Source organism: Delftia tsuruhatensis NBRC 16741, from assembly GCF_001571325.1.
In the GTDB taxonomy this organism is placed as follows: domain Bacteria; phylum Pseudomonadota; class Gammaproteobacteria; order Burkholderiales; family Burkholderiaceae_C; genus Comamonas; species Comamonas tsuruhatensis.
In genome coordinates, this window is the sequence record NZ_BCTO01000051.1 from 33,590 (window position 1) to 58,788 (window position 25,199).

The window sequence follows — 25,199 nt, forward strand, 5'->3', positions numbered from 1 at the left end:
CATCCTATGCAGGGGCTGCTATTCTGTGAATTGCAACTTTTGGAGGGACTGTTGCATGCAGCGCATCAAATTCGACATGGGGGAGCTGATCGCCTTCGTGACCACGGCCGAGAAGGCCAGTTTTCGCCTGGCCGCAGAAGCGCTTTTCCTGTCGCCGCCTGCCTTGAGCCGGCGCGTGGAGCGCCTGGAGTCGGTGCTGGGCGTGCGGCTGCTGGAGCGCACCACGCGGCAAGTGAAGCTGACCGAGGTAGGCCATGAATTCCTGCAGGAGGCGCGCCGGGCCCTGGCCGGCCTGGACGAGGCCGTGCAGCGCGTGGATGACCAGGTCAAGCTGCGCCGTGGCCGGGTGACGGTTGCCTGCGTGCCTTCGGTGGCCACCAATCTGCTGCCCCCGGTACTGAAATCCTTTGCCGTGGAGCAGCCCGATGTGCAGGTGCACGTCATCGACGAGAGCGCGCACCAGGTGGTGGAGGCCGTGCTGCGCGGGGAGGCGGATTTCGGCCTGAGCTTCACGGGCAGCCAGGAGCCGTCGCTGCGCTTTGAGGCGCTCACGCGCGAGCGCTATGTGCTGGCCATGCCGCGCAGCCATGCCTGGGCCGGGCGCAGCCAGGTGGAATGGGCCGAGCTGGCGGGCAAGCGCCTGGTGTCCGTCTCCCACCAAAGCGGCAACCGCCTGCTGCTGGACCAGGTCATGGCCGGCCTGCCAGAGCAGCCCGTGGCCTGGCACGAATGCAACCACGTCACGGGCGCCCTGGCCCTGGTGGAAGCGGGCCTGGGCCTGGCCGCCGTGCCCCAGCTGGCCCTGCGCCAGGACCATGCCCAGGTCTGCGGCGTGCCGCTGACCGCGCCCGATGTGTGGCGCACGCTGGGCCTGCTGCAGCGGCGCGATCGCATGCTCGGGCCTGTGGCGCAGGCGTTGCGGGAGTGTCTGGTGCAGGCCCAGGAAGCGGGCCGCTGAGCGGGAATGCCGGTTCGGCAACGGCCCGCTTGTGCGCGATGCAGATGCCCGCCTCGCTTGTGACCCGGATGGTCCCCCGAACAGCACCGACGGGGCAGGTTTAAGGCTTTATATGAGTTTTAATCATGTAATTGTGAGATAAAACCATTTTACTTCATTGATTTGGCTCCATATCATCCGCTCCCATTGTTCGTTTGCATTTTGGGAAGCAGTCATGGCCATCACTTCACCTCGGACCGCATGGTCGCCACAACCGGCTCCCGCGTTGAACCCCGGCCATCTTGCGTGAGAGCAGCAATGACAGGTCCACTTCGTCTGGTCGCCGTATCCGGCGGACTGCAGCGCCCCTCCAAGTCTGCCGCCCTGGCAGAGCATCTGTCTGATCTGATCGCCGACGAAGTTCCGTGCGAACAACGCCTGGTGGAACTGGGCCAGCTCGCGCCGCAGCTTGCCGGCGCGGTGTGGCGCTCGCAGTTGCCAGAGACGGTGGAGCGTGAGCTTGCGGCGGTGGAGCAGGCGGATGTGCTGGTGGTGGCCACACCAGTCTTTCGCGGCGCCTACACCGGACTGTTCAAGCACTTCTTCGACTTCGTCCACCAGGACGCCTTGATCGACAAACCCGTGCTGCTGGCGGCCACCGGTGGAAGCGAGCGCCATGCCCTGGTGATCGACCACCAGTTGCGGCCGCTGTTCAGCTTCTTCCAGGCACGCACCCTGCCACTGGGTGTCTACGCGACCGACAAGGATTTCGTGGACTACCGCCTGCACGACGAGGCATTGCTACAGCGGGCCGCGCTGGCGGTTCAGCGGGCATTGCCGCTGGTCGAACTGAGGCAGCGCACCATGCCCCATCTGGCCGAATCAGCGGCTGTTGCCTGAAGAAAACAACGGTTTTCTCTCCACGCCCATGGGCCTCCTGAACTCATGAGGCTGCTGGCCGGCCAGGACGTGATGGTGGGCCAGGCGAAGGGGAACATCCCAGGAGTTCATGGTTTGCCCTGTATCGGATTCAGGCAGCTGTCTTGGAAAAAGACACTGAATCTGTCCAATGGCCAGACACTTTCGGCCCTGGCACGGGCTGCCTGGCCCCGGGGGCACAAGGCCGTCCCTGTCTTGGTGCCGCCTGGGCGTGCCTGGCACAAAGCATGCATGGTCCCCTTGCAAAACGGCAGGCCCAGCCAGGCCATCAAGCCGCAAACCCCAAAGGAGACAAACCATGCACCGCCGCCCCTTCCTCCATTGCGCCATCGCACTCGCCGCCATGGCCGTTGCAGCTCCTGCTGCACTGGCCCAGCAGGGCGAGATCCGCATTGCCCACGTCTACAGCAAGACCGGCGCGCTGGAGGCCTATGGCAAGCAGACCCAGGCCGGGCTGCTGATGGGGCTGGAGTACGCCACGGGCGGCAGCATGGCGGTGAATGGCAAAAAGCTGGTGGTGATCGAGAAGGACGACCAGGGCAAGCCCGACCTGGGCAAGAGCCTGCTGGCCACGGCGTATTCCGATGACAAGGCCGATCTGGCCGTGGGGCCCACGTCGTCCGGCGTGGCGCTGGCCATGCTGCCGGTGGCCGAGGAGTACAAGAAGATTTTGCTGGTGGAGCCGGCCGTGGCCGATTCGATCACGGGCGACAAGTGGAACAAGTACATCTTCCGCACGGGCCGCAACTCCAGCCAGGACGCCATCAGCAATGCGGTGGCCATCGACAGGGCGGGCGTGACGATTGCCACGCTGGCCCAGGACAACGCCTTCGGCCGCGACGGGGTGAAGGCCTTCAAGGACGCCATCAAGAAGGGCAAGCTGGCGCATGAAGAGTACCTGCCTGCCGCCACCACGGATTTCACGGCAGGGGCGCAGCGGCTGATCGACAAGCTCAAGGACCAGCCGGGCAGGAAGATCATCTGGATCGTCTGGGCCGGGGCGGGCAATCCGTTCAAGATCGCGGACCTGGACCTCAAGCGCTACGGGATCGATATCGCCACGGGCGGCAACATCCTGCCCGCCATGGCGGCCTACAAGAATCTGCCGGGCATGGAGGGCGCCACGTACTACTACTACGGCATTCCCAAGAACCCGGTGAACGAGGCGCTGGTGTCCATGCACTACAAGCAGTACAAGACGCCGCCGGATTTCTTCACGGCCGGCGGCTTCTCTGCGGCCATGGCCATCGTGACGGCGCTCAAGAAGACAGGTGGAGACACCAAGACCAACGGTCTGATCAAGGCCATGGAGGGCATGAGCTTCGACACGCCCAAGGGCCAGATGACCTTCCGCAAGGAAGACCACCAGGCCCTGCAGAGCATGTACCACTTCAAGATCCGCGTGGACCCGGCGCTGGCCTGGGGCGTGCCGGAACTGGTGCGCGAGATCAAGCCCGAGGAGATGCAGGTTCCCATCCGCAACGGCCGCTGAGCAATGTTGCGCACAGAGGATCTGACCATCCGCTTCGGGGGCCATGTGGCCGTCAACGGCGTGAGCTGCGCTTTCGAGCCGGGCACGCTGACGGCCATCGTGGGCCCCAACGGGGCGGGCAAGACCACGTATTTCAACCTGATCTCGGGGCAGCTCAAGGCCACGGCCGGGCGCGTGCTGCTGGGCGGGCGCGAGCTGACGGGGCTGGCCCCTTCGGCGCGCACGCGGGCCGGGCTGGGGCGAGCGTTCCAGCTCACCAATCTGTTCCCGCACCTGAGCGTGCTGGAGAACGTGCGCCTGGCCGTGCAGGCGCGCGACGAGGGGCCGCACCGGCGCGGCCTGAACCTGTGGAGCATCTGGAGCGACCACCGGGCATTGACGCAGCGGGCGCTGCACATCCTCGACCAGGTGGCCCTGTCCGCCCGGCGCGACGAGGCCGTGGCCGCGCTGCCGCATGGCGACCAGCGCAAGCTGGAGGTGGCCTTGCTGATGGCGCTGGAACCCCAGGTCTATATGTTCGACGAGCCCACGGCGGGCATGAGCCATGACGAGGCGCCGGTGATCCTGGACCTGATACGCAAGCTCAAGCAGGACCGCAGCAAGATCATCCTGCTGGTGGAGCACAAGATGGATGTGGTGCGCGAGCTGGCCGACCGCATCATCGTGCTGACCAATGGCACGCTGGTGGCCGATGGGCCGCCGGCCGAGGTCATTGCCTCGCCTGTGGTGCAGCAGGCCTACCTGGGTGTGATGCCGGAGCAGGGCGCTGTGAAGGAGGCCGCATGACGCTCGACCACAGTTCCCACCCCAACCTGCTCGAACTGTCGGGCGTGCACACGCATATCGGGGCCTATCACATCCTGCATGGCGTGGACCTGGCCGTGCCGCGCGGGCAGCTGACCATGCTGCTGGGGCGCAACGGCGCGGGCAAGACGACCACGCTGCGCACCATCATGGGCCTGTGGCGGGCCAGCCAGGGGCGCATCGCCTTTGGCGGGGCCGACATCACGGCCCTGCCCACGCCGGCGATCGCGCGGCTGAACATTGCCTATGTGCCCGAGAACATGGGCATCTTCGCGGACCTGACGGTGCAGGAGAACCTGCTGCTGGCCGCACGCGGCGCCTCGCGCGCCGACCGCATGGACGCGCAGCGGCTGCAGTGGATCTTCGGCATGTTCCCGGCCGTGGAGAAGTTCTGGAACCACCCGGCCGGAAAGCTGTCAGGCGGGCAAAAGCAGATGGTGGCGGTGGCGCGCGCCATCGTGGAGCCGCGCGACCTGCTGATCGTGGACGAGCCCAGCAAGGGCCTGGCACCGGCCATCATCGAGAACATGATCGCGGCCTTCGCCCAGCTCAAGGCGGGCGGCACGACGATTGTGCTGGTGGAGCAGAACCTGGGCTTTGCGCGCCGCCTGGGCGACCGCGTGGCGGTGATGGACAACGGCCGCGTGGTGCACGCGGGCGGCATGGCCGAGTTCTCGGCAGACGCGGCGTTGCAGCAGTCGCTGCTGGGGCTTTCGCTATGAACAAGCTGAACAGGCTGGATGTGGATTTCAAGCCGCTGCTGCTGGTGCCCGTGCTGGCCCTGGCGGCGCTGCCGCTGGTGGGCTCGGGCTCGACCTGGCTGACGCTGACGGTGGCGGGGCTGGCCATGGGGATGATCGTGTTCATCATCGCCTCGGGGCTGACGCTGGTGTTCGGGCTGATGGATGTGCTGAACTTCGGCCACGGCGTGTTCATCGCGCTGGGCGCCTTCGTGGCCACCAGCGTGCTGGGCGCCATGGGCGACTGGACGGGGTCGGACCAGCTGTGGCGCAACCTGCTGGCCGTGCTGCCGGCCATGGTGGTGGCCATGCTGGTGGCGGGCGCCATCGGGCTGGCGTTCGAGCGCTTCATCGTGCGGCCCGTGTACGGCCAGCATCTCAAGCAGATCCTGATCACCATGGGCGGCATGATCATCGGGGAGGAGCTGATCAAGCTCATCTGGGGCCCGCAGCAGATTCCGCTGCCGCTGCCCCAGGGCATGAAGGGCGCCTGGCTGCTGGGCGATGCCGCCGTGGAAAAGTACCGCGTGGTGGCCGTGCTGGTGGGGCTGGCGGTGTTTGCCCTGCTGGCCTGGACGCTGTCGCGCACCAAGATCGGCCTGCTGATCCGCGCAGGCGTGCAGGACCGCGAGATGGTGGAGGCCCTGGGCTACCGCGTGCGCCGCCTGTTCGTGGGCGTGTTCGTGGCGGGCTCGGCCCTGGCCGGGCTGGGTGGGGTGATGTGGGGCATGTACCAGCAGAGCGTGGTGCCGCAGATGGGGGCGCAGGTGAATGTGCTGATCTTCATCGTGATCATCATCGGCGGGCTGGGCAGCACGGGCGGGGCGCTGATCGGCGCGCTGCTGGTGGGGCTGATGGCCAACTACACGGGGTTCCTGGTGCCCAAGGTGGCGCTGTTCTCCAACATCGCGCTGATGGTGGCCATCCTGCTGTGGCGGCCTCAGGGCGTCTATCCCGTGGCGAACCGCTGAAGGAGTGATCGACATGCTCAACCGATTGCTTTCCGGCGACCTGCCGCGCAGCCGCGTGCTGGCGGTGCTGCTGCTGTTGATTTTCCTGGGGCTGGCGGCGGCGCCGTTCGTGTTCCCTGGCGTGAAGGCGCTGAACGTGGCGGCCAAGGTGCTGATCTTCGTGGTGCTGGTGGCCAGCTTCGATCTGCTGCTGGGCTACACCGGCATCGTGAGCTTTGCGCACACCATGTTCTTCGGCATTGGCGCCTATGGCGTTGCGATTGCATCGTCGCGCATGGGCGCGGGCTGGGGTGCGCTGGCGCTGGGCCTGGGCGCGGCGCTGCTGGTGTCGCTGCTGCTGTCGCTGGCCATCGGCCTGTTCTCGCTGCGCGTGCGGGCCATCTTCTTTGCCATGATCACGCTGGCCGTGGCGGCGGCGTTCCAGACGCTGGCCTCCCAACTGTCGGAATGGACGGGCGGGGAGGACGGGCTGAGCTTCAAGCTGCCCGAGTGGCTGTCGCCCAGCTTCGAGCCCTTCGAGAACGAGGTGCTGGGCGTGCTGATCGACGGGCGCATCATCACCTACTACCTGCTGTTCGTGCTGGCCGTGGCGCTGGTGCTGGCGCTGCTGCGCATCGTCAATTCCCCGTTCGGCCGCGTGCTGCAGGCCATCCGCGAGAACGAGTTCCGTGCCGAGGCCATCGGCTACCGGGTGGTGGTGTACCGCACCCTGTCCAGCGTGCTGTCGGCCCTGTTCGCCTGTGTGGCCGGTGCCATGCTGGCGCTGTGGCTGCGCTATAACGGGCCCGATACCTCGCTGTCGTTCGAGATCATGATGGACTGCCTGCTGATCGTGGTGATCGGCGGCATGGGCACCATCTATGGCGCGGCGATCGGCTCGGTGCTGTTCCTCATCGCCCAGAGCTATCTGCAGGACCTGCTGCGCGTGGCCAGCGAGGCCGCGCACAGCCTGCCCTGGCTGGCCGCGCTGCTGTCGCCCGACCGCTGGCTGCTGTGGCTGGGCGTGCTGTTCGTGTTGTCGGTCTACTATTTCCCCACGGGCGTCGTGGGGCGTCTGCGTTCTTCCCGCGCCGGAGCCTGACCAGGGCCCCTGGCGCATTCGTGCATCAGAGAACTACCACAAGGAGATGGGCATGTTGAAGCGTGAAGAGATGGTGTCGTCGATTCCTGCAACCCCGTGGCGCTGGGCCGTCACGGCGTTGGCGGCGGCCGCGCTGGCGGCCTGCGGCAGCGGCGAGCGTGAGCCCAGCAACGACCTGCCCAAGGGCTTTACCGAGCTGGGCGCCACGGTGTATCCGGCCACGGCCACCGGCACGGGTGCCACGGCAGCCACGCAGGACTTGCTGACGGGCGGCCTGGGCAAGACGGGCCTGGGCGCCGCAGCTGCGCCCCTGTACGCGGACCCGGCCAATCCCACGGCGGCGGAGCTGCGGCGCAATGCGCTGTACTCCAACTACCGGGGCATCCTGGACCCCACGGCGGGCGGCGGCTACGGCACGCTGTACGGCCCCAACATCACGGCAGACGGGCAGGTGACTGCGGGCGAAGGGCTGATCCCCGGGCGCGAGTACCTGGCCGTGCTGGACGACGGCACGGGCCGCAAGCAGACCATGGTGGCCGTGCAGGTGCCGGACAGCTTTGACCGCAACCGGCCCTGCATCGTGCTGGGCCCGTCCTCGGGCTCGCGCGGCGTGTATGGCGCCATCGGCACGGCGGGCGAGTGGGGCCTGAAAAAGGGCTGCGCCGTGGCGCTGACCGACGCGGGCAAGGGCGTGGGCCTGCACAACCTGAGCGACGACACCGTCAACAAGCTGGACGGCACCCGCGCCACGCGCACGGATGCCGGCAGCCTGTCCTTCTTTGCCGCACGGCTGACCGATGCGGCGCGCGCCGCCTACAACGCGGCGTTTCCCAACCGCATTGCCATCAAGCACGCGCATTCCCAGCAGAACCCTGAAAAGGACTGGGGCAACGACACGCTGGCCGCGGCCCGCTATGCGCTGTACGTGCTCAATGCCCGCTATGGCACCACGCAGGACCCCGTGCCCTTCGGCAAGGACAACACGCTGGTGCTGGCGGGCTCGGCCTCCAACGGCGGCGCGGCCGTGCTGCGCGCGGCCGAGCTGGATACGGACGGCCTGATCGACGGCGTGGTGGCCTCCGAACCCGTGACCGAGATGCCCACGCGCCAGGGCTACACCATTGCCGTGGGCAATGCGACCATGCCCAACCCGGGCCGCACGCTGGCCGAGTACACCACCTACGGCAACATCTACCAGCCCTGCGCGGCGCTGGCGCCCGATGCGGCGCTGACCGAGACATCCATCTTCAACTACATAGGCCTCACCGCCATGACGGCGCGTGCCGAGGCACGCTGCACCAGCCTGGCCGCCAAGGGCCTGGTCATCGGCGCCACCACGGCCGACCGCGCCGCCAATGCGCTGAGCAAGCTGCGCCTGTACGGCTGGACGCGTGACCACGACCGCATGCACAACGCCCACTACGCGCTGGGCAACGGCCCCATCCTGTCGGCCATGTACACCATGGCCTATGGCCGGTTTGGCGTGGATGCCAACCTGTGCCGCACCAGCTTTGCGGCCGCCAATGCCACGGGCGACGTGGTGCCCGCCACGGGGGCCGCGCTGGCCCAGAGCTTTGCCACGGCCAATGGCACGGCCAACGGCACGCCCGCCACGGTGGTCTACAACGACTCGGTGGGCGGGGCCAAGGCCTGGCAGTTTGCCGTGTCGCCCTCCACGCGCGTGGCCGACTTCGGGCTGGACAACGCGCTGTGCCAGCACGCGCTGGTGACGGGCTTCGATCCGGTGACCGGCTTCAACCTGTCCGAGAGCAGCGTGCCCACGCGCGCCCAGAGCGACGCCGTGCGCGCCGGCATCAACGAGGTGCTGCATACCGGCAGGCTGCGCGGCAAGCCCACCATCATCGTGGCGGGCCGCAGCGATGCGCTGGTGCCGGTCAACCACAATGCGCGCGCCTACACGGTGCTCAACCGTGGCCTGGATGGCTCCAGCACGCGGCTGCGCTATATCGAGGTGGTGAATGCCCAGCATTTCGATGCCTTCCTGCCGTTCTCGGGCTTCGACACGCGCTTCGTGCCGCTGCACCCGTACTTCAACCAGGCCATGGATGCCGTGTGGGCCAACCTGCGCAGCAGCACCGCGCTGCCCGCCAGCCAGGTGGTGCGCACCACACCGCGCGGCGGCCAGCCGGGCGCGGCGCCTGCCATCACGGCGGCCCAGGTGCCGCCCTTCGTGACGCGGCCCGCAACGGCCAACACCATCGAGGTCAGCGACGGGCTGATCCGCATCCCTGAGTGAGCCAGGCCCCGGGGCGGCCGGCTGCCACGGCGGCCGGCCGCTCCTGCACAGAGATTTCTTCCATGGCTTCCACAGCATCACCCTCGTCCGCATCCCCTTTTGTTGCCGTGCCGGATTCCCGCTACGCGCACTGCTCGGGCTATGAGATCCACTACATGGACTGGCAGCCTGCGCCCGGCGCGGAGCCTGCAGGTACGGTCATCGCCTGGCACGGGCTGGCACGCACGGGGCGCGACATGGATGCGCTGGCGCAGTTCCTGGCGGGGCAGGGCTGGCGCGTGGTCTGCCCCGACACGCTGGGCCGGGGCCTGAGCCAGTGGAGCCGCGCGCCGCGCGAGGAATACCGGCTGGGCTTCTACGCCCGCATTGCGCGCGGGCTGTTCGATGCGCTGGGGCTGGAGCGCGCGCATTGGGTGGGCACGTCCATGGGCGGGGCCATCGGCACGGTCTGCGCCTCGGGCCTGTTCGAGCCTTCGCTGCGCGCACGCATTGCGACGCTGGTGCTCAACGACAATGCGCCGCAACTGGCCGAGTCAGCGCTGGCGCGCATCAAGGCCTATGCGGGCGAGCCGCCGGCCTTCGACACCGTGGGCGAGCTGGAGGCGTTCTTTCGCCAGGCCTACCAGCCCTATGGCTGGCTCGGCGACTCCGAGTGGCGCAAGCTCACCGAAACCAGCGTGCGCCGCCTGCCCGATGGGCGCGTCACGCCGCACTACGACCCGGCCATGATCGAGCAGTTCACTGCCCATGACGACGACTACGGCATCTGGCCGCACTACGACGCGCTGGAGATCCCCGTGCTGCTGCTGCGGGGTGTGGACTCGGACCTGGTGCTGCCCGAGGTGGCCAGGGAAATGACCACGCGCGGCCCCGGCGCGCGCGGCCTGCTGCACTGGCAGGAGGTGCCCGGCTGCGGCCATGCGCCGGCGCTGAACGTGCCCGCGCACTGGCAATGGGTGCTGGAGCATCTGCAGCGCGGCTGAGCATCAACCCGGGCCGGGCGCGGATGTTGCAGCCGCGCTAGCATTTGCGACGGGTGCAGCCTCGCCTTCTTTTTCGGGTGCGGGCACCGTCTGGGCAAGAGAGGCCTGACATGGGTTTTCTGGTGGAGCTGATCCGCGAGTACGGCTTCGGCATCGTCTTTCTCAATGTGTTCGTCGAGCAATTGGGCGCGCCGATTCCGGCCTACCCGGTGCTGGTCGTGACCGGTGCGCTGGAAGGCGCCGACTGGGTGCGCCTGCTGTGGCTGGTGGCCGTGGCCGTGAGCGCGGCGCTGATTGCCGATCTGTTCTGGTACCAGGCCGGCAAGGCCTACGGCCACCGTGTGCTGGGACGCATCTGCCGCATCTCGCTGTCACCCGATGCCTGCATCCGCCAGACCGAGACCGTCTACGGCCGCTGGGGTGCAAGGTCGCTGCTGGTGGCCAAGTTCGTGCCGGGCTTCGCCTCCATCGCCAGCGCGCTGGCCGGGGTGATGGGCACGCCGCTGCGCAGCTTCGTGCTGTATGACGGGCTGGGTGCGCTGATCTGGGTAGGGTCGGCCGTGTACCTGGGCTCGCTGTTCAGCTCCACGGTGGAAGACCTGCTGGGCGTGCTCACCGCGCTGGGCCAGTGGGGCCTGTTGCTGCTGGCCGTGGCGCTGGGGCTGTTCATCGTGCGCAAGTGGTGGCAGCGCCACCGCATGGTGCGTTCATTGCGCATGCCGCGCATGTCGGTGCGCGAGCTGGCGGGCCTGCATGCCCAGGGCATGCAGCCCACGGTGATCGATGTGCGCGCCCTGCCGCAGTACCGCCAGGGCCATATCCCGGGTGCACAGTCCTGGGAGCTGCGCCCGCGCGATGGCGGCGAGTCGCATGCGCACCTGCTGCCCCAGCACGACCATCCCCACGGGGTGGTGGTCTATTGCGACTGTCCCAATGAAATCTCGGCCGCGCGGCTGGCGCGCCAGCTGCAGCGCGCGGGCTTCGCCAACGTGCGCCCGCTGGTGGGCGGCCTCAAGGCCTGGCAGGCGGCCGGCTTCGATGTGGAAACCGCGCCGCTGCCCGTGACGGCTGGCGCGGATGAGGGGCCGGCGCCCAGCGTCCCCTGACCTTGGCCTTGGTCTTGGTCTATTTGCCCGCCGGCATCGAGCAGTGCCCGCCTTGCGTGGCTTTGCCCGAGCCGGCCGCGATCAGCGGTGCCTCGAAGCGCAGGTCCACGGGAGGCGAGTGCAGGTGGTCCCAGGCCAGGAAGGGGACGAGCACGGCCCAGAAGACCGCGCGCAGGCTGTTCTGTTGTGTCATGGCGGGTCCTTTCAGAAGTTGAAGTGGCGGCGGATGCGCAGGCCGAAGATGGTGCCGGCAAAGGCCAGCGGCACCCAGATCCAGCCGTGGATGCTGCCCGTGGAGATGCCCGAGAGCATGGCGCCCACATTGCAGCCGAAAGCCAGGCGCGAGCTGTAGCCCAGCACCAGGCCTGCCACCAGGGCCACCATCCATTGCGTGCCAGTGAGCGGCTTGGCATTGACGGGCTTGGCGGCAGCCACCCACAGGGCGCCGCCCAGGATGCCGATGTTGGTGATGCTGGTCACGTCCAGCAGCACGGTCTCGTGCAGGCGCGCGGCGTTGCCGGGCTGGCTCCAGAACCAGTTGCCGGCCAGGTCCACGGCGCCTGTGGCGTTGGCGATCTTGGCGGCCCACAGGCCGAAGCCGTAGACCACGCCCCAGGGCTGGCCCGCAATGATGAGGTTGAGCGTGGCCAGCACGGCCAGCAGCACGGCGCCCACCACCCACTTGCGCACGAACAGCGGCTTGGCGGGGCGCTTGAGTGCCACGTTGGCGCCACGCACATACCAGGCCACGCCCAGCGCGACCACGGCCAGCGCAGCCAGCGTGGCCAGCAGGGCAGGGGCCCAGCCCCAGGCCGTGATCAGGCCCACGGGCTGGGTGTTGCCCAGGTCCAGCCACCAGCCCAGGTGCAGGCTGCCCAGGAAGCTGCCGATGGCGAACACGGGCAGGATGGCCGCATTCATGGGAATGCCCATGCCGGCCTTGTACAGCGTGCCGCTGCCGCAGCCGTCCGCGATCTGCATGCACAGGCCGAAGACGAAGGCACCCACCAGCAGGCTGATGCTGGGCGGGCCCAGGGCAGCCGTGAGTTCGGGATAGTGGCCCAGCAGCGGCATGGCCAGCGCGGCGGCCAGCGCCAGCAGCAGCAACTGGCCGAAGACGCCGCTGGCGTCCTTGTCCTCGATCAGCATGCGCCAGCCGGTGGTGAAGCCGAAGCGCTTGCCGGCCAGCACCGCGCCCAGGCCCAGGCCCACGGCGAACAGCGCGGCCTGGCGCACCGAGACGCTCCACAGCAGCCAGCCAAAGAAAACGGCCAGGATGGCCGCAAGAGGAAGTCGTTTCATATCATTTTTCTCCATGCAGTCGCCCTCCCCCGCGAAGCGGGTAGAGAGGCGCCGTGCCACGGGGGGAAGGCGCGCAAGCGCCTCAGGGAGTGCTTATTTGAACTTTTTTTCCCACCACTGCTTGGCGTCGTAGGCCAGGGATTCGGCGCGGCCGGGCTGGTTGGCCATGGGCGGCGCATCGGCCTGCTGCGTCCAGTCCACCATGGAGCCCGCATACAGCTTGACGCCCGGCAGGCCCGCGACTTCGGACAGGCCGAACCAGTCGGTGGCCGCCCAGTGGCCGGTGTTGCAGAAGGCCACCATGTCCTGGCCCTGCTCGCGCTTGACCTTGGCCGCGATCTGCTTGGCCGTGGCGGTATCGACAAAGGTGGAGGTGCCGGGCACGAACCACTGGTTGAAGTCCAGCTGCTGCGCGCCGGGCAGGGTGCCCGAGAGCTTGGCGGCCGGCGCGCGCGTCTTGCCCTGGTAGAAGGCGTCGGGGCGCGAGTCCACCAGGGCGGCGTTGCTGAGCCTGACGTGCTGGCCCACATCCTCGCGCGTGGCGATCAGGCTGGTGTCGAGCTGGGGCTGGTAGCTGCTGCGGGCCACTTTGACGGCCTCGTTGTCCTGCGGGAGCTTTTGCTCGTTCCAGGCCTTCATGCCGCCGTTGAGCACGGACAGCTCCTTGAGGCCCAGCAGCTTGAGCGTCCAGTACACGCGCGCTGCGGCGCCGAAGTCGGTGGCGTCAGCGCCCGTGGAGACCACGATGGCGTGGGTGGCCGGCGTCAGCCCCAGGGACTGCACGAGTTCGGTGAGCTTGGGCAGCTCGGGCAGTTCGCCGGGATTGGTGGCGGGGCCGCGCCATTTGCCGTAGGGAGCGTTGAGCGCACCGGGAATGTGGCGCTCGCCATAGGCCTTGGGATCGCGGATGTCGATGATGCGCACGGCGTCCTGGCCGGCGGCGGCCTGCACGCCTGCGGGCGTGAGCAGGGGTTCGGCGGCGTGGGCCGTGCCCAGGGCGGTGCAGGCAAGGCCCAGCGCCAGCAGCGGGGCCGCCAGGCGCAGAGCAGGGGAAAAGGTCTTGGTCATGATGGCTGGGGCCGGCCATGGAAGACCGGCGGGACAAGCAACAGAGGTGCAATTGTCCCGCTTGCAGCATCTATATACAAAGACGCTTATGCATTCTGCTCATGAGGCAGGGTTATATGGCGCGGTGCACAGGATGCAGGACGGCCTCAGCGCTGTGCGCCCACGGCCTTGGCGCGCTCCAGGCTGGCGTCCAGTTCGGCCTGCGGCGCCTTCTGCGTGGGCCAGCCCTGCAGGTGCTGCTGGGCGATGCGGCTCAGCGCCGTGATCCAGGGCGCGCTGTCGTTGAGGCAGGCGATGTACTCGAACTGCTCGCCGCCCGCATGCATGAAGGCCTCGCGCGCTTCCTGGCTGATTTCCTCCAGCGTTTCCAGGCAGTCGCTGGTGAAGCCGGGGCAGACCACGTCCACGCGCTTGGTGCCGCTGCGTGCCAGCTCGATCAGCGAGGGCTCGGTATAGGGCTCCAGCCATTTGGCCTTGCCAAAGCGCGACTGGAAGGTCACCAGGTATTGCGAGGGCGACAGGCCCAGGCGCTCGGCCAGCAGGCGTGCGGTCTTGCGCGATTCGCAGTGGTAGGGGTCGCCCAGGTGCAGCGTTCGCTCGGGCACGCCGTGAAAGCTCATGACCAGCTTTTCGCCACGGCCGTTGCCGCGCCAATGGGCCTCGATGCGCTGGGCCAGCGCGTCGATGTAGGAAGCGTCGTCGTGGTAGCGGTTGACGAAGCGCAGCTCGGGGATGTGGCGCTGGGTGCGGGCCCAGTCGTAGACCGCGTCGAACACGCTGGCCGTGGTCGTGCCCGAGTACTGCGGGTACAGCGGCAGGATGAGGATGCGCGTGGCGCCCTCGGCCTTGAGGGCATCGAGCACGCTGGGGATGGACGGGTTGCCGTAGCGCATGGCATGGCGCACCAGCACGTTGTGCCCGGCCTCGCCCAGCCAGCCGCGCAGCAGCAGGGCCTGGCGCTCGCTCCAGTGCTGAAGGGGGGAGCCGTCCTTCTCATGCCAGACGGTGGCGTACTTGGCAGCCGACTTGGCCGGCCGCGTGCGCAGGATGATGCCGTGCAGGATGGGCAACCAGGCAATCCTGGGGATCTCGACCACGCGGTCGTCGCCCAGGAATTGCGCCAGGTAGCGGCGCACGGCCGGGGCCGTGGGCGCGTCGGGCGTTCCAAGGTTGCACAGCAGCACGGCGGTGCGCTGGGGTTGGTCGTGGCGGAATGGGGGTTCTGGCGCAAAGCGGGATGGCATGGCCCCGATTGTGGCAGGACGCGGCGGCCTGCCATGCGAGCCCGATGACCCGGCGGCAGCCTGCAGCGGCTGCCTTCGCTATGCTCGGACCATGTCCCAAGCCACCACCGCTCCCCTCGCCGAATCCTCCTTTGCCCCTGCACTGACCGCCTTGCAGCAGTTGCGCCGCAGCGGCCGCATCCGCGCCATATCCATCGATCTGGATGACACGCTGTGGCCTGTGTGGCCGGCCATCTCGCGTGCCGAACAGGTGCTGCTGGACTGGCTGCACACCCATGCGCCGGCCACGGCCGCGGCGCTGCGCGACGTGGCCGCCGTGCGCGCCATCCGCGTGCAGATCGAGCGCGATCGTCCCGACCTGGCCCATGACCTGAGCGGCCTGCGCCGCGAGTCCATCCGCCTGGCGCTGCAGCGCAATGGCGACGACGGCGCGCTGGCCGAGCCGGCCTTCGATCTTTTCTTTGCCGAGCGCCAGCGCGTGGACTTGTACGAGGACGCGCTGCCCGCCCTGCAGTTCCTGGCCGCGCGCTGGCCCGTGGTGGCCTTGAGCAATGGCAACGCCAGCGTGCATGTGGTGGGCATCGGCGAGCATTTCCATGCCGCGCTGAGCGCCAGCAAGGCCGGCATGGCCAAGCCCGATGTGCGCTTTTTCCACGCGGCAGCGGCGGCGGCTGGCGTGGCGCCTGACGAGGTGCTGCACATTGGCGACGACGCGCGGCTCGACGCGCTGGGCGCCATGGATGCGGGTATGCACGCAGTCTGGCTCAACCGCACGGGCGTAGCATGGCCTCACGAGGGGTCCACGCCCCACGTCACGGTGGCCAGCCTTGCGCAGTTGTGCCAGGGGCTGGCTGACAGCTGACCCTGCCTGCCCGCGAAGCCGCGCCACGCCATGCCCATCAGCCACAGCACAGCTTTCCTCCACCCCCCCGTCCTCCCCGCCGTGCGCAGCATCGGCTGGAAACACCCCCTGAGCTGGCTGGCGCGTGGCGCGCGCGACATGGCCAGGGCGCCCTGGCTGAGCCTGGCACATGGCCTGGTCTTGACCTTGATCGGGTTTTTGATCTTGACGCTCGGGCACAATCGCTTTTGGCTGATGGCCGGGGCCCTGTCGGGGTTCCTGATCATCGGCCCTGTCGTGGCGACCAGCCTCTACGCCATCAGCCGTGCGCTGGAGCGCGGCGAGGCTGCCGATCTGTCCCTGGTGCGGCGTACCTGGACGCGCTGGCAAAACGGCCATGCGGCCAAGGCCGAGGGGCAGGGCGGCTACTGGTGCCTGGTGCAGTTCGGGCTGCTGCTGTCGCTGGCGGCCACGGGCTGGGTGCTGGTGTCGGCGTCGCTGATCACCGTGCTCTCGCCCGTGCGCATTGCCACTCCGGCGGATTTCGTGCAGCACGTGGTGCTGGCCCGCGACGGGCAGTTGTTTGCGATATGGCTGGCGCTGGGCAGTTTTCTGGCAGCGCCTATTTTTGCGTCCAGCGTGGTGGCCATGCCGCTGATGCTGGACAGGCGGGTGACGGTGCGCCAGGCCGTGCTGACCAGTTGGTTGGCCGTGCTGGCCAACCCTGTGCCTCTGGCACTGTGGGCCGCCCTCATTGTGTTGTTGACCCTGCTGGGCCTGGGCAGCTGGCTGCTGGGACTGGTGGCCGTGATGCCCCTGCTGGGGCACGCGAGCTGGCATGCGTACCGCGACCTGGTGGATGCGTCGACCTTTGCGGCGCGCTGAGCCTGACCGCCCGGCCTGACCGGACTTGCAGGGGAGGAGGTAGGACGGTGTTGTCGTGATATTCGGGTATACAGAAGAACAGATCGCCCATTTCTTCCTCACCTACGGCGTGGGGGCCTTCATCCTCTTCATGGTGTTCATCATCCTGCAGCTGGCACGCCAGTCCAAGGCAGGAAAGTTCGGCACCTTCGTGATTTTCCTGGGCCTGGGCGTGGGCTTTGTCGGCTACATCGCCAAGATCGTCATCCAGTGGTGGATGGAGAGATGACGCCGCAGGCGTCACACCCATGAGCTGGACGGACTACTACCGCTTTACCGGGGGACGCAAGATATCTCCTCTGCTGGTGCAGGCGCTTGACGCGTTGGCGGGTGATACGGCAGATAAAGCGGCCATCGATCTGGGCTGTGGCGCGGGCCATGAGTGCCGCGTGCTGCTCAGTACCGGCTGGCGCGTCCACGCCATCGACAGCGAACCTGCGGCCATCGAGGGCTTGCGCCCCCTGGCATCGCCGGCGCCCGGCGCTTTGACGCTGCAGGCTTGCCGTTTCGAGGATCTTTCCTCTTTGCCTGCAGCGCATCTGATCCACGCTGGACTGAGCCTGCCCTTTTGCCATCCTGAGTGCTTCGATGCGTTTTGGTCGCTGGTGCGTTCTGCGCTGTGTCCGGGCGGTGTGTTCGCCGGTCATTTTTTCGGGCCGCGCGATGCCTGGGCCGATTCGCAGTCCATGAGCTTTCATTCGCGTGATCAGGTCTTGCACCTTTTGGATGGCATGGAGCTGGTGGCCTTCAAGGAGTTCGATGGCATGGCCCCCAGCATGCGAGGCCCCAAGCACTGGCATCGCTTTGATGTCGTGGCCCGCAGGCCGGTGTCGTCGTAGTGCGGCGTTACTCGGCCTTGGCCCCCGCAGCCTTGATCACCGGGTCCCAGCGCTTGATTTCTGCGGCGGTGTGCTGGCGCAGGGCGTCGGGGGTAAGGCGGTCTGCGGGCGGGATGATGACGCTCATGTCCGTGAAGCGCTTGACCAGGGCGGGTTCGGCCAGGGCGGTGCGCAGGGATTTGTTGAGGCGCTCGATGACGGCCTGGGGCGTGCCTCGCGGAGCGTACAGGCCGTGCCATACGGCAAGCTCGAAGCCGGGCTGGCCGGCCTGCGCGAAGGTGGGCACATCGGGCAGGGAGGGCAGGCGTTCGCGCGTGGCGACGGCGTAGCCCTTGAGCATGCCCGCCTGTATGTGCGGGCCGGTGGCCACGGGCTGGTCGCAGATGACATCGACATTGCCTGCCACCAGGTCCTGCAGGGCCGGACCCGTGCCACGGTAGGGCACCAGGGTGGCCTCGGTGGAGGTGGTCTGCAGCAGCAGCATGGCGCACAGGTGGGAGGTGGCGCCTACGCCGGCATGCGAGAAGCGCACTTCGCCCGGCTTGGCCTTCATGTGGGCGATGAAGTCCACCAGCGTGGCGGGCGCAAAGCCTTTGCTGCGCACCAGGATCATGGGCACGTCGCCGGCCAGCGCGATGGGTTCCAGGTCGCGCCTCACATCGAAAGAGAGCTTGCTATAGAGCGCGGGCGCCGTGGCGATGCCCATGTTGTGCAGCAGCAGGGTGTGGCCGTCGGCCTGGGCGCGTGTGACGCGGCTGGTGCCGATGGTGCCACCGGCGCCGCCCAGGTTCTCGACGATGACCTGCTGGCCCAGGTCGCGCGTCATGGCCTCGGCCAGCACGCGGGCCAGCACGTCGGTGGAGCCTCCGGCCGCGTAGGGAACGACGATGGTGACGGGCTTGTTGGGGAAGGCCTGGGCGGCAAGGCTGGCTGCTGCCAGCGCGGCGGCGAGAAGGGTCTGGGCGAGGGGATTGCGGATGAGGGGGCGCATGGGTTTGTCTCCTGGAGGCGCGTGCAGGGGCCGCCGGCTCTGTGCGGCCGGTTGTCGGTGGCGTGTTTGGTGGCGTGGGGCAGGAAGGCAAGGGCCGCATGCGGCCCTTGACGACGACGAGACGGCGCAGGCTCAGGCCGGGGCCACGTACCTGTACAGCTCGGTGTGGTCGGCGGCGGGTCCCAGGGACCTGGAGGCCTCGGCCGCCATGGCGCTGACCTGTTCGGCCAGTGCCATGGGCGTGTGCATGGCCTGGCCCAGCGACAGGGCGATGCCCACGTCCTTGGCCTGCAGCGCCAGCGAGAAGCCCGAGTTGAAGGCGCCGTTCAGCATGAACTGGTGGGCCTTGTTTTCGGTGGTGTTGTTCTTGCCGGTGGAGGCATTGATCACATCCACGATGGTGGCCGGCGCAATGCCGAAGGCCGCGCCTGCGTGGATGGCCTCGGCCGTGGCGATCAGGGCCGCTGCCGAGACATAGTTGTTCAGCGCCTTGAGCGCATGGCCCGCGCCCACGGGGCCGACATGGGTGATGGCCTGGCCCATGCGCTGCAGCAGGGGCAGGTGCTGGGCGAGCAGGTCCGCATCGCCCCCGACCATGATGGACAGCGTGCCCGCAATGGCGCGCTTGACGCCGCCGGAGACCGGCGCATCCAGCAGCCCGATGCCGCGCTCGCCCAGCAGGCCGGCCAGCGCACGCGTGCGGTTGGGGTCGGCAGAGCTCATGTCGATGATGCAGGCGCCGGGCGGCAGGTGCGGGGCCAGTTCGCCGACCACGGCATCGACGATGCGGGAGTCGGGCAGCATGGTGAAGACCACGCTGCAGCTGGCAAAGTCGGCCGCGCCGGATGCCACGGCCACACCCGCATGTTCCTGCGCGAATCGTGCGGTGGCAGCGGGCACGGCGTCCCGGATGACCAGGGCGTGCCCTGCGGCGTGCAGCAGGTGGGCCATGGGCTGGCCCATCATTCCGAGGCCGATGAATCCTATGGTGGTCATGCTGCGTGCCTCAGATGTCCATCTCTTTGAAGACTTCCGAAGCCACGCGGAAGGAGTCGATGGCGGCCGGCACGCCGCAGTAGATGGCGGTCTGCAGGAAGACCTCCTTGATTTCGTCCTTGCTCAGGCCGTTGTTGATGGCGCCGCGCACATGCAGCTTGAGTTCATGCGGGCGGTTCAGCGCCGTGATCATGGCCAGGTTCAGGAAGGAGCGCGTCCTGCGGTCCAGGCCCGGGCGGTTCCAGACATCGCCCCAGCAGTACTGCGTGACCAGCTCCTGCATGTCGATGTTGAAGTCCGTGGCGTTCTGGATGGACGCATCGACATACTCGGCGCCCAGCACCTCGCGGCGGGTGGACAGGCCCTGGTCGAAGAGGGCGGGGTTCTTGGGGGCGTAGGCTCGGGTCATGAAAACTCCTGATGGAAGGCGGTGAAGGTGTCTTTCGGTGGAATGGATTTAATCAGATTGTCAGACAATCCTACTTGATGAAAATCGGGATTGCCTGCCGCGCCAGGTGTGTGTATGACAATCCGTCAGTCCGTCCGGCCCCTGGATTGGCGGGTAGGATTCATCCCATGAACCAGATGCTGCGTGTCCCCCGCGAAGAAACGTCGCTGCGCCTGCGCACGACGCAGACCCTGCGCACGGCCATCCTCGATGGCGTGTTTGCGCCGGGCCAGAAGCTGTCCGAGCGCGAACTGTGCGAGAGCCTTGATGTGAGCCGTTCGTGCCTGCGCGAGTCGCTGCAGCACCTGCAGGCCGAGGGGCTGATCACCATCGTTCCGCACCGCGGTCCCGAGGTCACGGACATCTCGGTGCAGGAGGTGCGCGATATCTACGAGGTGCGGGCCAGCCTGGAGGGGCTGGCCAGCCGGGGCTTTGCGCTGCATGCCTCGGCAGGCCAGCGCGCCGCGCTGCGCGCCAAGCTGGGCGAGCTGGCCGTGCCCGCCGTGGCCAGCGACAAGGTGGCCCTGCTGGCGATCAAGAACCAGTTCTACGACATCCTGATCGAGGGCTGCGGCAATCTGGTGGCCGGCCAGATGCTGCGGCAGCTGAACAACCGCGTGACGGTGCTGCGGCGCATCTCCATGTCCCAGCCCGGGCGCCTGCCGCAGACGCTGGCCGAGCTGGATGCCATCGTGACGGCAATAGAGCAGGGCGACGCGGACCAGGCTGCGCGCCTGAGCGCCGAGCATGTGCAAAAGGCCAGCCAGGGCGTGTTGCGCGCCATGGCCGAGAAGGCTGGCCCGGCCAGCTGATGCCGGGGCCTGCGCCTGTACCTGGGAGTGTCAGTCCGTGTGCGCTCAGTCCGGCTTGACCTGGGCGCGCTTGAGCACCTTTTGCCAGCGCGTCTGCTCGGTGGCAATGAACTGCGCGAACTGCTGGGGCGTGCTGCCGATGGGCTCTGCCGCATCGCCCTGCAGGCGCTTGAGCGCGTCCGGCGCCTTGACGGCCTTGGCGCATTCGGCGGCCAGCTTGTCCACGTGGGCTCGGGTCATGCTGGAGGGGGCGAGCATGCCGTACCACTGGGTCATCTCGAAGCCCGGGAAGCCCTGCTCGGCCACGGTGGGCACATCGGGCAACTGGGGCAGGCGCTGGGTCGATCCCGTGGCGATGCAGCGCACCTTGCCTGCCTTGATGAAGGGCAGCAGAGCGGCGGCGCCGACCGAGGCGGCGTCCAGGCGGCCTGACATCAGGTCCGTCATCATCGGCCCCGTGCCGCGATAGGGCACGTGCAGCATGAAGATCTCGGCCGTCATCTTCAGGTACTCGAAGGCCAGGTGCCCGGCGCTGCCATTGCCGGCCGAGCCGTAGCTGAGCTGGCCGGGTTTTTTCCTGGCATAGGCGATGAGTTCACGCAGGTTCTTGACCGGCACGTCGGGGTGGACCACGTAAAGGCTGGGCACCTTGGCCAGCAGGCTGACGGGCTGGAAGTCCTTGTTCGCGTCGTAGGGCAGCTTGTCGAAGATGTAGGGATTGACGGCCAGGGTGCCGATGTGGCCCAGGATGACGGTGCTCTGGTCATCGGCGCGCGCCACTTCCTGCATGGCGATGTTGCCGGCCGCGCCGGGCTTGTTGTCCACGAAGACGTTCTGGCCCAGGGTCTTGGACAGCTCGGCGGCCGTGGAGCGCGCCACGATTTCCGAGCTTCCGCCCGGCGCAAAGGGCACGACAAAGCGGATGGGCCGTGTGGGCCAGGCGTCCTGCGCCAGCGCGGCCGCAGGCAGCAGGCCAGACAGGGCCATGGCGCCCGTGCCGGCCAGCAGTTGGCGGCGGCTGAGCGGGGGCAGGTCTGCGTGGTGAAGAAAGTCGCGCGAAGGCATGTCTGGTCTCCTGGATATCGTTGTAGTGGATGGTCCGCAGCAGATGCGGCGCCAGCGATGGTGGCGCTGGCGGCTGTCAATCTGCTGTCAAACCGGGGTCCGCAGGCTACGGAGATACCCGGGGGTCAGTCGGTGTGTGCTGTGCGATGGGCTGCGGCTGCGGCCTCGGCAGCCTGCATGCCGCTGCGCACGGCGCCTTCGATGGTGGCCGGATACGGCCCGTCCACATGATCGCCGCAGGCCCACAGGCCGTGGCCCAGCTCCAGGCCGGGCCGCTGAAGTTGGGGCAGGCAGGCGAAGGTGGCGCGCTTGTCGATCACGGTGCGCAGCGCAACCAGTCCATGCCAGCCCAACTGCGCCCGTGCCTGGGCCAGCACCTGGGCCTGCAGGGTGTCGCGGTCCGATGCGCTGTCGCTGATGACGAAGGCCATCAGGCCCTGCGGGCCGCCGAGTTGTCCACGGTCGAAGACGAATTGCGCAGGCGCATCGGGCGTGGAGCGCAGCGCCAGCCAGGGCGCGCCCGGGGGCAATGTGTGGGAGGGATCGCCGGTCTGCGCATAGACGGTGGCAATGGGGCGGTGCTGCAGGTCCTGGGCCAGCTGCGCCCAGCGCTGCAGGGCTATGCCGTCGCGTGCAGGCAGGCTGTCGTGCTCGGCGGCGGTGAGTGCCAGGCGCGCCGCCTCGGGCGCGGGGCAGGCCAGCAGCACGGCGTCAAAGGGCGCGTCTTCGCCCTGGGCTGCGCCCAGCGTCCAGTGCGGGCCCTGGGGCTGCAGTTCGGACACGCGGCTGCCCAGGCGCACGGCGTGGCCGCGCTCTTGCATCCACTGCGCGGCCGGCGCGGGGAACAGGCTGCCCAGGTCACGGCGCGGCACCAGGAAATGCGAGCCGCCACGGCCGCTGAACAGCGCATCGCGCAGCACGCGAAGGAACACCGTGCCGCTGGCCAGGTGAATGGGTGTGTTGAGCGCCGAGATGCACAGCGGGTCGATGAATTCGGTGATCAGGCGTTGCGGCAGGCCTGTGCAGAGGTCGGCCACCGTGGCTTCGGCCGCACAGCGAAAGCCCGCCAGCCGCCAGCGCACGGCGCGCGCCAGCAGGGCTGCGCGCTCTCCCAGGCTCCAGCCGCGTGCGGTGGCAATGCCGGCCAGCGCATCCAGCGGCGCAGGCCAGTCGGGAAAGCGCAGGCCGCTGCCATCGGCATAGGGCAGGGCCATGGGCTGGCGGTGCAGCGCCCGTTCAGGGTCCACGCCCACCTCGCGCATGAGGCGCAGGCTTTCGGTGTAGGCACCGATGAGGATGTGCTGGCCGTTGTCCACGCGCAGCAGGCCCTGTGGCGTGTCGAGGTCCATGCCGCGCGCACGGCCGCCGGGCTCGCGTGCGGCCTCGTGCAGGGTGATGTGCCAGCCGCTGCGGGCCAGCGCAAGGGCGGCCGCGAAGCCGGCCCAGCCTCCGCCGAGGATGGCGGCGCGCGGCGTGTCCTTGGCGCTGTCTCTGCTCACCGCGCCATGCGCCCCAGCGCCTGCATCTTCCAGGCCAGCCACAACTTGCGCAGCGGCGGCAGGCTGATGCGCTGGTGGAGCACGCGGAAGTCGTCGGCCTCGATCTCGCGCAGCAGGGTGCGGTAGATGCTGGCCATCATCAGGCCGGGCTTTTGCGTGCGGCGGTCGGCCGCGGGCAGCAGGGCCAGGGCCTCGTCGTAGAGGCGGTGGGCGCGCTCGGCCTGAAATCGCATCAGCGCGGTGAAGCGGTCCGAGTATTCGCGCTTGGTGATCTCATGCGCCTTGACGTCGAACTGCTGCAGCTCGCTGATGGGCAGGTAGATGCGTCCGCGCATGGCGTCCTCGCCCACGTCGCGGATGATGTTGGTCAGCTGGAAGGCCAGGCCCATCTTGTGGGCGTAGGCCGTGGTTTCTTCCTGCGTCTGGCCAAAGATGCGCGCGGCCACTTCGCCGACCACGCCTGCGACCAGGTGGCAGTAGCGCGCCAGGCCCGGGAAGTCCAGGTAGCGGGTCTGCTCCAGGTCCATGCGGCAGCCGTCGATGACCGCCTGCAGGTGGCGCTCCTCGATGGCGTAGACCGGGGCGTGCGGCATGAGCGCCCGCATCACGGGATGGGAGGGCTTGCCTGCAAAGGCCTGGTGCACTTCGTTTTGCCACCAGCCGAGCTTGGTGGCGGCCACGCCGGGGTCGGAGACTTCGTCCACCACGTCGTCCACTTCGCGGCAGAACGCATAAAAGGCGGTGATGGCGGCACGGCGCTCGCGCGGCAGGAAGAGGAAGGCGTAATAAAAGCTGCTGCCCGAGGCGGCAGCCTTGTCTTGGACGTACTGATCCGGATTCATATGGGGCGGGATTGTCCCATGGACGGCTGGGAGCCAAAGCCTGGGTGTCGCAACGGCCGGCCCGCCATCACATGCGCAGGGCGCGCCACAGCAGCAGCGGGGCATCGGCCTTGCCGACGGTGGGGCGGCGGTAGAGGCTGGCGCCCTGCAGCGCATCGACCTTGTCCAGTATGCGCAGCCCGCCCTGCACCACCAGACGCAGCTCCCAGCCGATGCGGCCCGGCAGGCGGTGCACCAGCGGTGCGCCGGACTGCATCAGGGCGCGCGCCCAGGCCGATTGGTCGGCCAGCAGCGCGCGCACGGCAGGGGTCAATGCAGCGGGCTCGGCGCGCAGGTCTTCACGCCGCACGCCATGGGCGGTGCAGTCGGCATCGGTCAGGTAGTGGCGCTGGCGTGGCAGGTCCACGCTGAAGTCCTGCCAGAAATTGATCAATTGCAGGGCGGTGCAGATGGCGTCGCTGCGGGCCAGCGATTCGGCATCATCCACCCCGTACAGATGCAGCAGCAACCGGCCCACGGGGTTGGCCGAGCGGCGGCAGTAGTCAAGCAGCTCGGCGCGGTCGGCGTAGGTGGTGCCGGATTCGGTCTTGTGCACGTCCTGCGCGAAGGCGCTGAGCAGGTCGTCCATCAGCGCCAGCGGCAGCTGGTGGGCGCGTACTTGCGGCGCCAGCCCTGCAAAGACAAGAGGCCAGGCCGTGCGGGCGAGCATGGAGGCCTCGCCTTCGGTGCCCAGCGCCATCAGGTCGGCACGGTAGGCGGCCAGCGCGGCCAGGCGCTCGGACGGCGTGGCGTCGCCTTCGTCGGCCAGATCGTCTGCAGTGCGTGCGAAGTGGTAGAGCGCGGCAATCGGCGGGCGCAAGCGGGGCGGGCACAGCCAGGACGCCACGGGAAAGTTCTCGTAGTGCGTGACCGGGGCGGGGGAGGCGGGCAGGGGGGGAGCGGTGGACTTCACGGTGGCCGATTGTCGATGCTGCGCGCAAGGCCATGCATTTCACTTGACGGGCTCAAGGGCTTCTCC

At 68.2% G+C, this 25,199-nt stretch carries 26 protein-coding genes; 15 read left to right on the top strand and 11 right to left on the bottom strand.

What is annotated here, in order from left to right:
• Positions 1-55: 55 nt before the first annotated feature.
• The 10 genes from DTS01S_RS23360 to DTS01S_RS23405 all read left to right on the top strand — a co-directional run bounded on the left by DTS01S_RS23360 (position 56) and on the right by DTS01S_RS23405 (position 11,310).
• A complete protein-coding gene (locus tag DTS01S_RS23360) occupies positions 56-958 on the top strand; it encodes a LysR family transcriptional regulator (protein WP_016449615.1) in 903 nt (300 codons plus the stop codon).
• A 297-nt stretch (positions 959-1,255) separates the two neighbouring features.
• Positions 1,256-1,837: an FMN reductase gene (msuE, locus tag DTS01S_RS23365; protein ID WP_061289067.1), complete on the top strand. Its 582-nt coding sequence runs from the start codon at positions 1,256-1,258 to the stop codon at positions 1,835-1,837.
• A gap of 337 nt (positions 1,838-2,174) precedes the next feature.
• Entirely contained in the window at positions 2,175-3,368 is a 1,194-nt protein-coding gene (locus DTS01S_RS23370) for a substrate-binding domain-containing protein (protein WP_061289071.1), read from the top strand.
• 3 nt (positions 3,369-3,371) lie between these two features.
• Positions 3,372-4,154, top strand: a complete 783-nt coding sequence (locus DTS01S_RS23375) for an ABC transporter ATP-binding protein (RefSeq protein WP_043791655.1) — start codon at positions 3,372-3,374, stop codon at positions 4,152-4,154.
• Positions 4,151-4,894 carry a branched-chain amino acid ABC transporter ATP-binding protein gene (locus DTS01S_RS23380; protein ID WP_046240153.1) on the top strand — a complete coding sequence of 248 codons (744 nt, stop codon included), beginning with the start codon at positions 4,151-4,153 and terminating at the stop codon, positions 4,892-4,894. The genes DTS01S_RS23375 and DTS01S_RS23380 overlap by 4 nt, the downstream gene beginning before the upstream one ends.
• The gene (locus DTS01S_RS23385; protein WP_016449610.1) at positions 4,891-5,883 is read left to right on the top strand and encodes a branched-chain amino acid ABC transporter permease; all 993 of its coding nucleotides are present in this window, start codon (positions 4,891-4,893) and stop codon (positions 5,881-5,883) included. The genes DTS01S_RS23380 and DTS01S_RS23385 overlap by 4 nt, the downstream gene beginning before the upstream one ends.
• A gap of 13 nt (positions 5,884-5,896) precedes the next feature.
• Complete coding sequence (locus tag DTS01S_RS23390; protein ID WP_016449609.1) at positions 5,897-6,964, top strand: branched-chain amino acid ABC transporter permease; 1,068 nt, start codon at positions 5,897-5,899, stop codon at positions 6,962-6,964.
• A gap of 52 nt (positions 6,965-7,016) precedes the next feature.
• The gene (locus tag DTS01S_RS23395; RefSeq protein ID WP_061289074.1) at positions 7,017-9,221 is read left to right on the top strand and encodes a 3-hydroxybutyrate oligomer hydrolase family protein; all 2,205 of its coding nucleotides are present in this window, start codon (positions 7,017-7,019) and stop codon (positions 9,219-9,221) included.
• Between the two features lie 62 nt (positions 9,222-9,283).
• A complete protein-coding gene (locus tag DTS01S_RS23400; protein WP_061289077.1) occupies positions 9,284-10,204 on the top strand; it encodes an alpha/beta fold hydrolase in 921 nt (306 codons plus the stop codon).
• A 110-nt stretch (positions 10,205-10,314) separates the two neighbouring features.
• Entirely contained in the window at positions 10,315-11,310 is a 996-nt protein-coding gene (locus DTS01S_RS23405) for a rhodanese-like domain-containing protein (protein ID WP_016449606.1), read from the top strand.
• Positions 11,311-11,329: 19 nt separating this feature from the next.
• On the opposite strand, the gene DTS01S_RS30955 is transcribed toward DTS01S_RS23405, so the two are convergent.
• The 4 genes from DTS01S_RS30955 to hemH form a co-directional block, all read right to left on the bottom strand.
• The gene (locus DTS01S_RS30955; RefSeq protein WP_169804702.1) at positions 11,330-11,503 is read right to left on the bottom strand and encodes a hypothetical protein; all 174 of its coding nucleotides are present in this window, start codon (positions 11,501-11,503) and stop codon (positions 11,330-11,332) included.
• A gap of 11 nt (positions 11,504-11,514) precedes the next feature.
• Positions 11,515-12,612, bottom strand: a complete 1,098-nt coding sequence (locus DTS01S_RS23410) for a YeeE/YedE thiosulfate transporter family protein (RefSeq protein ID WP_017407528.1) — start codon at positions 12,610-12,612, stop codon at positions 11,515-11,517.
• 93 nt (positions 12,613-12,705) lie between these two features.
• Positions 12,706-13,680, bottom strand: a complete 975-nt coding sequence (locus DTS01S_RS23415; RefSeq protein WP_017404609.1) for a sulfurtransferase — start codon at positions 13,678-13,680, stop codon at positions 12,706-12,708.
• Between the two features lie 146 nt (positions 13,681-13,826).
• Positions 13,827-14,924, bottom strand: a complete 1,098-nt coding sequence (gene hemH / locus DTS01S_RS23420) for a ferrochelatase (RefSeq protein WP_026062182.1) — start codon at positions 14,922-14,924, stop codon at positions 13,827-13,829.
• A gap of 91 nt (positions 14,925-15,015) precedes the next feature.
• Between hemH and DTS01S_RS23425 the strand changes: the two genes are divergently transcribed.
• The 4 genes from DTS01S_RS23425 to DTS01S_RS23440 are packed head-to-tail and all read left to right on the top strand — an operon-like array spanning position 15,016 to position 17,528.
• On the top strand, positions 15,016-15,786 hold the full coding sequence (locus DTS01S_RS23425) for an HAD family hydrolase (protein ID WP_016449602.1): 771 nt from the start codon (positions 15,016-15,018) through the stop codon (positions 15,784-15,786).
• 30 nt (positions 15,787-15,816) lie between these two features.
• Positions 15,817-16,650, top strand: coding sequence for a DUF2189 domain-containing protein (locus tag DTS01S_RS23430; protein ID WP_016449601.1), 834 nt, complete (start codon positions 15,817-15,819; stop codon positions 16,648-16,650).
• 55 nt (positions 16,651-16,705) lie between these two features.
• Complete coding sequence (locus DTS01S_RS23435) at positions 16,706-16,918, top strand: DUF2788 domain-containing protein (protein WP_046240878.1); 213 nt, start codon at positions 16,706-16,708, stop codon at positions 16,916-16,918.
• 19 nt (positions 16,919-16,937) lie between these two features.
• Positions 16,938-17,528, top strand: coding sequence for a class I SAM-dependent methyltransferase (locus DTS01S_RS23440; RefSeq protein ID WP_046240877.1), 591 nt, complete (start codon positions 16,938-16,940; stop codon positions 17,526-17,528).
• 7 nt (positions 17,529-17,535) lie between these two features.
• Here DTS01S_RS23440 and DTS01S_RS23445 read toward each other — a convergent pair whose 3' ends face one another.
• The 3 genes from DTS01S_RS23445 to pcaC form a co-directional block, all read right to left on the bottom strand.
• Complete coding sequence (locus DTS01S_RS23445) at positions 17,536-18,519, bottom strand: tripartite tricarboxylate transporter substrate binding protein BugD (RefSeq protein ID WP_061289080.1); 984 nt, start codon at positions 18,517-18,519, stop codon at positions 17,536-17,538.
• 132 nt (positions 18,520-18,651) lie between these two features.
• Positions 18,652-19,515 (bottom strand): NAD(P)-dependent oxidoreductase, encoded by an 864-nt coding sequence (locus DTS01S_RS23450; RefSeq protein WP_046240875.1) that lies wholly within the window; start codon positions 19,513-19,515, stop codon positions 18,652-18,654.
• Between the two features lie 10 nt (positions 19,516-19,525).
• On the bottom strand, positions 19,526-19,924 hold the full coding sequence (pcaC, locus tag DTS01S_RS23455) for a 4-carboxymuconolactone decarboxylase (RefSeq protein WP_016449596.1): 399 nt from the start codon (positions 19,922-19,924) through the stop codon (positions 19,526-19,528).
• A gap of 167 nt (positions 19,925-20,091) precedes the next feature.
• On the opposite strand from pcaC, the gene DTS01S_RS23460 reads away from it, so the two are divergent.
• Complete coding sequence (locus tag DTS01S_RS23460; protein WP_016454064.1) at positions 20,092-20,775, top strand: GntR family transcriptional regulator; 684 nt, start codon at positions 20,092-20,094, stop codon at positions 20,773-20,775.
• 45 nt (positions 20,776-20,820) lie between these two features.
• Here the strand turns inward: DTS01S_RS23460 and DTS01S_RS23465 are convergent, their stop codons facing one another.
• From DTS01S_RS23465 to hpnC, 4 genes are all read right to left on the bottom strand, one after another.
• Entirely contained in the window at positions 20,821-21,840 is a 1,020-nt protein-coding gene (locus DTS01S_RS23465) for a Bug family tripartite tricarboxylate transporter substrate binding protein (protein ID WP_016449594.1), read from the bottom strand.
• Positions 21,841-21,965: 125 nt separating this feature from the next.
• Complete coding sequence (hpnE, locus tag DTS01S_RS23470) at positions 21,966-23,339, bottom strand: hydroxysqualene dehydroxylase HpnE (protein WP_061289097.1); 1,374 nt, start codon at positions 23,337-23,339, stop codon at positions 21,966-21,968.
• Positions 23,336-24,181: a presqualene diphosphate synthase HpnD gene (hpnD, locus tag DTS01S_RS23475; RefSeq protein ID WP_016449592.1), complete on the bottom strand. Its 846-nt coding sequence runs from the start codon at positions 24,179-24,181 to the stop codon at positions 23,336-23,338. The genes hpnE and hpnD overlap by 4 nt, the downstream gene beginning before the upstream one ends.
• 67 nt (positions 24,182-24,248) lie before the next feature.
• Positions 24,249-25,133, bottom strand: coding sequence for a squalene synthase HpnC (gene hpnC / locus DTS01S_RS23480; protein WP_061289083.1), 885 nt, complete (start codon positions 25,131-25,133; stop codon positions 24,249-24,251).
• Positions 25,134-25,199 lie beyond the last annotated feature (66 nt).